At 39.7% G+C, this 7591-nt stretch carries 2 protein-coding genes; one reads left to right on the forward strand and one right to left on the reverse strand.

Annotated features, from left to right (window positions below; genetic code table 11):
• Positions 1-5516: beta strand repeat-containing protein (locus ACP6PL_RS08885; protein WP_426544665.1), on the forward strand; the 5516-nt coding region annotated here is incomplete at its 5' end.
• Between the two features lie 317 nt (positions 5517-5833).
• Here ACP6PL_RS08885 and ACP6PL_RS08890 read toward each other — a convergent pair.
• Positions 5834-7591, reverse strand: a 1758-nt coding sequence (locus tag ACP6PL_RS08890) for a DUF4912 domain-containing protein (RefSeq protein WP_426544667.1), incomplete at its 5' end; no start/stop codon positions are given.

The following is a 7591-nucleotide window of genomic DNA, read 5'->3' on the forward strand; positions in this document are numbered from 1 at the left end:
AAGCAGATGGTAACGGCACAAATTATGCCAACTTCAACTTCACAGTCAACGACGGCACAGAAAATAGTCAAATACCCAACACCATAACAATAGATGTCACAGCAGTCAACGATGCTCCCACAACAGCAGACAATACCATTACCATAGAAGAAGACAACAGTCACACATTTAGCGAAACCGACTTTAGTTTTAGCGACATAGACAACGACACCTTAGCATCCATCACCATAACCACCCTACCCACAGTCGGAACATTACAACTAAACGGAACAGACGTAACAATCAACCAAATTATCACAGCAGCAGATATTTCCAACTTAGTATTTACTCCAGAAGTAGATGGTGACGGCACAAATTATGCCAACTTTAACTTCACAGTCAACGACAGCACAGAAAATAGTCAAATACCCAACACCATAACAATAGATGTCACAGCAGTCAACGATGCTCCCACAACAGCAGACAATACCATTACCATAGAAGAAGACAACAGTCACACATTTAGCGAAACCGACTTTAGTTTTAGCGACATAGACAACGACACCTTAGCATCCATCACCATAACCACCCTACCCACAGTCGGAACATTACAACTAAACGGAACAGACGTAACAATCAACCAAATTATCACAGCAGCAGATATTTCCAACTTAGTATTTACTCCAGAAGCAGATGGTAACGGCACAAATTATGCCAACTTCAACTTCACAGTCAATGACGGCACACAAGACAGTCAAACAGATAATACCATAACAATAGATGTAACCCCAGTCAACGATGACTCAGTAGCAGATAGCAACAGCATCGTCGTAGAAGAAGCCAGCTTAAACACATCCCTAGGACTAACAATTCCCACCGATGTGGATGGAGACACCTTAACCATCACCGTCACAGGTATACCCACATTAGGGACAATCACTAAAGCCGATGGTACAGAAGTCAACAACAGAAATACATTAACATCAGCCGAGCTAGAAGGACTACTCTACAACGCACCAGCAGACTATAACGGTACAGATGATCCTGGAAATTTTACCTATGATGTTGACGACGGTACAACAACAGTCTCCGGTAGCCTAGACATAACCATCACCACAGTCAACGACTTGCCTACATTGGATTTAGACGGAAATGATGACAGTGGAACCACAGAGAACAACTACACAACAACCTTCATTGAAGGAGGAAGTCCAGTAGCAATAGGAGACAGTGATGTAAACATAACAGATGTAGACGACACCAATATTGAGTCAGCCACAATTACATTAACCAACCGACTAGATGGAGATACAGTAGAAAGTTTATCAGTCAACGGCACACTACCAACAGGAATAACAGCCAGCAATTATGACCAAGGCAAAGGAACAATAACCCTCACAGGTAGTGCAACATTAGCCGAATATCAGGACGCTATAGCCCAAATAGAATACAACAACACATCAGAAAATCCTGACACCAACGCTCGTAGCATTGAGATAGTAGTCAATGATGGAGATAGCGATGGCAACACAGCCACAACCACAATAAACATTACTCCATCGAACGATGTCCCAGACGCAGTAGACGACAGCGAAACCACAATAGAAGACAGACCAGTCACAGCCACAGTCTTAGACAACGATAGTGACCTCGAAAACGATATATTAACAGTAACCGCAGTCAACGGTAGTAGCAGTAATGTAGGTCAAGAAATCACCCTAGAATCACAAGCATTACTAACATTAAACAGCGACGGTACATATAGCTATGAACCCAACGGTCAATTTGAAAATTTAGGAGAAGGAGAAACAGATACAGATAGTTTCACCTACACTATCAGCGATGGCAACAGCACAAGTCAAGCCACAGTAACAATAACAATCAATGGTCAAAATAACCCGCCAGTAGCCCAAAACGACAGCGAAACTACAAATACCGACATTGTACTGAATAGCGAAGCAGTAACTTTCAGCATTACCAACAATGACTCAGATATAGACAGTACATTAGACCTAACCACAGTAGATTTAGATCCTAGTACACCTGAACGAGATACTAGCATAACTGCACTGGGAGAAGGCAGCTATATCGTTGATGATGCCGGAAATCTTACCTTCACCCCTGAAAATGCTTTCATTGGTGTTACTACTCCTATTCGATATACTGTTAAAGATAACTTGGGAGCAGTTTCTAACGAAGCAAATATTTCCATAGAAGTTACCGAGATAGGAAAACTAGAAAATGACAGCACTACAACCCGCCCCAACACCCCAGTCACATTCAACATCATCGACAACGATGAAAATATCAACCTCACAACCATCGACCTCGACCCAGACACCCCAGGAATACAGAAAACCATCACAGTACCCAGTGAAGGAATATTTAGCATAGACGACCAAGGTAACGTCACCTTTACTCCAGAAGAAGGTTTTGAAGGAGAAGCATCCATTACTTATGTCGCCAATGACCAAAACGGCAACCCCTTAGAACCAGCAGAAATTTCTGTAAATGTCGAACTAATTCCAGCGCCACCACCAGCACCAGCACCAGCACCACCACCACCAGCATCAGCACCAGTACCAGCACCACCAGCACCACCAGATGCCAATCAACCCCCAGTAGGGCAACCTGACAACGCCAATACCACCCTCAACACCTCAATAACCATCGACATTCTCGCTAACGATAACGATCCAGAAGGCGATCAAATTATCCTGAACAACATCGACCTAGTTACAGAAAATGGTGGTACTATTACCTTTAATAACGATGCCACTATTCTATATACTCCACCAGTAGACTTCAGTGGAATTGATAACTTTACTTACAGCATCCGAGATGCAAATAATCCCATATCTTCACCCATCAATGTCACAATTAATGTTAATGGCGCACCTCCCGATAAAGACGAACTACCACCACCACCTCAAATTGGGACTGACAATAATGATACATTACTTGGTAATGGAGAAGACAATGTATTAGAAGGCCGTCGTGGTAATGATACAATTCGGGCAGGAAAAGGTGATGATTTCGTCGATGGAGGTAAAAACGATGATTTAATCTTTGGAGACCTGGGAAATGATACTCTTGTTGGAGGAACAGGAGATGAGACCATTTTTGGTGGTAATAGCAACCCAGAAAACCCAGACTTTTTGGGAGAAGATTTAATCTTCGGTGGCGAAGGTAACGACTTAATCAATGGTGGTTTTGGTAACGATACCCTATTTGGGGGGACAGGAGATGATATTATCAGAGGAGGAAAAGACGACGATTTTGTTTACGGAGAAGAAGGAAACGAGGAACTCTATGGCGATCGCGGTAACGATGAAATTTATGGTGGTTTGGGAAATGATTTACTTTTTGGCAACCAGGACAATGATGAATTAAGGGGTAATGAAGGTGATGATACTCTAGATGGAGGAGATGGAGTAGATACCCTTACGGGTGGTAGTGGTAGAGATTCTTTTGTTGTAGATCAGAGTCTAGGTGCGGATATTATTACAGACTTCAATATCAATCAAGACTTTTTTATTTTAGGAGATGGCATAATAGCAGAAGATTTGATAATAACTCAAGGTCAAAACGGTACAGAAATTCGCTTCAATAATCAACTGTTAGTAACTTTAGAGAATGTTCCTGCTGATGAAGTTAATGATAATATATTCAGATTAATTGCAAATAGAAACAACCAACCTACAATAGACTTAGATAGCAATGGAAGTAGTGGTGTAGTAGGTAGTAACTATCAAACTACTTTTACACTTAATAACCCTGTAAACATCGCTGATACAGATATTAGTATCACTAATCCTGATAATACAAATATTCAAGCAGGTATCATCACCTTATCAAACCCCCTAGACGGCATCAATGAGACCCTCAATTTAAACGAAAACGCCCTCAATATCGTTACAGCAACAGAGATAAATGTTACCCCATACAATCCTAACATAGGTGAATTATTACTAACAGGTAGTGCCACCAGTGCTGAGTATGAAGAAATAATTGCCAACATTGTTTATAATAATACCACTAACTCCAATACTAGCGATCGCCTGATCAATATATTCATCAACAATGGTCAAAATAATAGTAATATAGCAGTTAGTACCATAAAATTTAATCAGCCTCCAAATTTTCCCACCATACTTATTACTCAATCTGAAGGTAGTACCGATATTACTGTAGATAATTTGACTGATAGTTACGAAATAGCACTCGACAGTATTCCTACCGATAGTATTGATATTCTCATAACTCCACCTCCTGAGCTAAATCTAGGTGCAGGGTTAGGAGTCCCCATCACCCTTAATTTTAATCCTGACAATGCCTTAATTCCCCAAAATATCCCCGTTTCTACAGAAAATAGCAATATTACAGGCAGCTTTGATATTCAGCATAGTGCGAATATTAATGGAATAGAAGAAGATTTGCCATTTACAGTAGATGGAATATCCACAAACATTATTACAGCGAATATTAACCAAATTATCCCTACCACCGGCAGCATCAGTGGTACAATATTCAACGATGCCAACAGCAACGGATTATTTGAGACCGGAGAAACTGGCCTGGCGAATGCCACAGTATTTCTCGACCTTAATCAAAATGGCATCTTAGATACAACAGAAACAGCAACCACCACCAATGAATTAGGCAATTACACATTTGCTAATCTATCACCAGATATATATCCAGTCAGAGCAGTATCTCCGACAAATAATGCCATAATTACAACACCAGAATCAACTGTTGAGTTGCTACCAAATCAAACCCTTAACAACAGAAATATAGGTTATCGAATTCCCAACCCAGGAACAATTCAATTTAGTAACCCTACATTTACTGTCACCGAAGGAACTCCCACTGCAACAGTTAACGTCACCCGTACAGGTGGCAGCGATGGAATTATTAGTGTCACACTAAACCTAGATGATGATACGGCCACACAGAATCTAGATTATACCAACCCCAACCCCAATACGATTTCCTTTGCAGATGGAGACACTACATCTCAAAGCATTACAATTCCAATTATTGATGATAATTTAGAAGAAGTAACAGAAACAGTCAATTTATTATTAACTGACATTAGTAGAAGTGCAACTATTGGTACACCCAACAATGCTGTACTACAATTATTTGATAATGATACTCCAACTACTCCCCCAGCATCTATACCTGAAAATCCCAGGACTAGATTTTCTCCTAATACTATTATTTCGATAGAACCTGATATTAATGCTAATGAAGACTTAATTATTTTGTCTGTAGGAGAGGTATTTGATGTTACAACAGAATCAGCTACCCTTTCTTTTCAATATGCTTCACAAAACATAAATAATCAAGTCCGTTTTTTTGATACTAACGGTGTAGAAATAGGTTTTCCAATTACTTTAGAACCAACATCAGGAAATAATGGTTTGAGCATATTTGAAACAGTTGCGCCAATTACATTGCCACTCAATACTTCGTTAGTCAGTATTGGTAGTGCCACAATAGAAATTGAGGATATACAGTTAATAGTTTAGTGTATATCTAGAATTGAATTGATAACAATTTTATTTTGGCCAAATTACTAAATTTTGACTCTGGCTTTAGAGTTTGCAGAGCATTGCGTCAGCAGTATCGCTTACAACCCATTATTTTTTTTCACTCATGTTTAGTGTACCTCACCATCCTCAAAATTAATCTAATTCAGGAATAGTTTCGCTAATCAATCCCTCGATATCACTTTTTTTACTTTATTAAGCGACAAGTCTAATATTTACGATCTCACGGGTGACAAGCAATTAAAGGAGTAATAGATTGGGTAGGCAAATATTGTGATATTTGCCCACCTTAATACTTAAGAATACAATCTAGCTACAGAAACAGTAAGCTCTCCCTCATTATCATCAGGATAAGTATCAACAAAGAAACTATAAAGAGTTGTCGTTTCCAGAACCTCTAACGTTAATGTTTCATTATATCCATTCAAAGTTGACCAAGTTTGCTCAACTGGAAGTTTTGTCTTTTTATTCTTCACTTTTCCGCCACAAATCCACAGTAAAACCACTGGCTCACCAGATGGGCAAATATTAGAACCGTAGCCAAATGTACCACTCTTAATCCGGACAATATAAATCCCTGGCTCAAGAATTTCAGAAACAGCTTTTTCCTGAATTCCCTTGATTTGTTCATCATTTAGTAAATAGCAATTGTTGCGACTGTGAACAACAAGATACTGAATCTCACAGTCACCAGGGGTAATGTTGCTTGTTTCTTTAGTTGTTTCCTGTTTGCTTCCTGATAATTGAGAAACTGCAACAGCGCCAATAGTTGGAGTTGCTGTAGAAGACAAAATTGTTCCTGTTGTTTTAACAGAATCAACTTCACTAAACACAGGCATTCGCATCGGACTAGAACTAGCTATCTTCAGCCACTGGAAATTATCAGTAACATAACCAATCTCAGCGACATAATCAACATAGCCAAGATTGCCCATATTGATAGTTATTTCTTTCTTCTGACTAGACTCTTCACAATTGTACTGTTGTATATTGTGAGGTTTTTGTGACTCTAGATCGATATCTGTCACATCCAAAATCCGCACTTGGTATTGTCGTCCACCTTGTTGCTTGGCTGCATCTTTAGCAGTTTGAGCTACTCCCCAATAAGCATAAGCACTTTGGTTAGTACGAGGAACTATAGTAATCCAACTGGATTTCAATGCTGCTTTTGGAATAACTGCTGTAGCATGATTTACATCTCCCTGTGTACTTTTTGCTTCAGTAGAATCTGTAGTAATATTAGATTCTGGCATCCGCAGGCGGTTTGAACGAGCCAACTTTAACCACTCACCATCATCTGTGATATAACCTATCTCGGCTTGATATTCGCGATCGCTCATCACAACAGGAACTTGCATTTGCTTCTGAGTAGACTCATCACAATCATAAGCTTGTACATTGCTAGCTGGTTGTGTGTCTAATTCAATATCTGTAACATCATAAACTCGCAACTGGCATTGTTCTCCTCCTTGTTCTTTAGCCTGATTTTGAGCAGTTTGAGAAACTTTCCAAGTCACAATCATATTCTCTGCATCATCAGGAGTAATACTAATTTGGCTGGGAGATGAGATCAATTTCCATTTTGGTGTAGCTCCACTTACTAATTCTTTTTCTGTTCCTGTCCTGGTCTCTTTACTGATATCTTCTTCTGGAATTAGCAATCGCTGAGAACGAGCTAACAGTAGCCATTGACCATCATTGGTAACATAACCTATTTCTGCTTGATATTCGCGATTAATCAATAAATTGCCCACTTGCCACTGCTGATTTGACTCTTCTGAATCATAATACTTAACACTGTGAGCTGTTTGTGAATCTAGGTCAACATCTGTAACATCATAAACCCGCAGTTGATATTGCTGACCACCATATGATTTGACTGTATCTTTGTCTGCTTGTGGTACTGACCAAGTTGCTGATACTGTTTGACCAGGGTTGGGGATGAGAGTTATTTGACTATTTTTTTCTTGGCTTGCCCAGGCTGCTACTAACCCTGCTACTCCTGCTATTCCGGCAACACCTGTAGCCATAGTACCAAGGTCTGTTTCATTGCT

Origin of the sequence: Dapis purpurea BLCC-M126 (assembly GCF_050015975.1) — a bacterium.
Classification (GTDB): Bacteria; Cyanobacteriota; Cyanobacteriia; order Cyanobacteriales; family Microcoleaceae; genus Trichodesmium.